This is a genomic window from Empedobacter sp. UBA7620 (genome assembly GCF_002484185.1).
GTDB classification, from domain to species: domain Bacteria; phylum Bacteroidota; class Bacteroidia; order Flavobacteriales; family Weeksellaceae; genus Empedobacter; species Empedobacter falsenii_C.
On record NZ_DLJI01000011.1, the window covers coordinates 242 to 906 of the forward strand.

The following is a 665-nucleotide window of genomic DNA, read 5'->3' on the forward strand; positions in this document are numbered from 1 at the left end:
AGCAAAATATATTGCAGATTTAATTAGAAATCTCAACGAAGATGAAATAAAAAATACGGCTTTGATTTTGGCTGATGAATCTATTTTACCTTCAATTCTTAATTCATTGCCCGAAAATATCACGCACCTTAATATTTCGATGGGAATTCCCTTGCGTTCGGTTCCATTAGCGCAGTTTTTCAAATCAATTTTTGAGTTGCAAATGAATCGGGAGAAGTTAGGAAAAGGGACCATGTTTTATTTCAAAAATGTCTTACAAATTCTTGAAAATAAAACATTATCTCTTTTTAGCACAGAAGAAAGTCGAAAATTAATTGGAGATATTCGATTACAAAATAGAATATTTAATTCTCAAAATTCGATTCAGAATTCGTTAGGAGAATCAATCTTTAAATCTATTTTTCATATTCCGAAAAGTATCACTGAATTTATTCATCATCTAAAAAATTGGACAGACGATTTATTGCATCATCCTTCGATGAACGATTTGTTGATGAAAGAATATTTATTCTTTTTCAAAAAAGTTTTCAATCAATTGCATGAAAATTTGTTGAGTGTTGATGATATCAAAGATTATAGAACCTTGTTTTTATTATACAATAAAATCGTTTCTTCTGAGACAATTTCCTTTATTGGAGAACCTTTGAAAGGTTTACAATTGATGG

1 pseudogene is annotated in these 665 nt (G+C 28.9%); it reads left to right on the plus strand.

The features are described from left to right. Positions 1-665 (plus strand): annotated as a pseudogene (locus B2217_RS01905) (PD-(D/E)XK nuclease family protein); the annotation flags it as partial.